Below are 389 nucleotides of genomic sequence, written 5' to 3'. Positions count from 1 at the left end.
CGTTCATTTCTCGTTATTTGTCATGCTGGCCGGGCGCAGATGCGTTGCATCTGTTGCCAGCCTTCTCCTGCAGGCTTCAATAACCCACGCTGAAAAGTTTCCTGAACCTTTCAGATCAAGAGCGATGTTAATTTGTTCAATCATCTGGTTTGGAAATCGGATGTTGCGGGTTGTTGTTCTGCGGGTTCTGTTCTTTGATGACATAATGTTTCCCCATATTCAGTGTTGCTGATTTGTATTATCTGAAGTTGCTTTTACGTTAATTTGATGCAGATCAATCAATACGATAGTAAGGCAGTATGACTTTCCGTGAGACAGATGCTGGCCAACGTGGGATATTTAACGCGGGTTAACATCGTTGTCAGAGCCGCATGGGTGAGCTGTTGCTA

The 389-nt window shown here is 44.5% G+C and carries 1 protein-coding gene; it reads right to left on the bottom strand.

Annotated features, from left to right (window positions below; genetic code table 11):
* Nucleotides 1-3 precede the first annotated feature (3 nt).
* Nucleotides 4-204, bottom strand: coding sequence for a YlcI/YnfO family protein (locus BFF42_RS21220; protein ID WP_012421238.1), 201 nt, complete (start codon nucleotides 202-204; stop codon nucleotides 4-6).
* Nucleotides 205-389: the final 185 nt, after the last annotated feature.

The sequence above is a fragment of the Shigella sp. FC1661 genome (assembly GCF_001712525.1).
Lineage (GTDB): Bacteria > Pseudomonadota > Gammaproteobacteria > Enterobacterales > Enterobacteriaceae > Escherichia > Escherichia coli.
The sequence above is the reverse complement of the archived record's forward strand: the minus strand, read 5'-3'. Positions and strand labels throughout refer to the sequence as shown.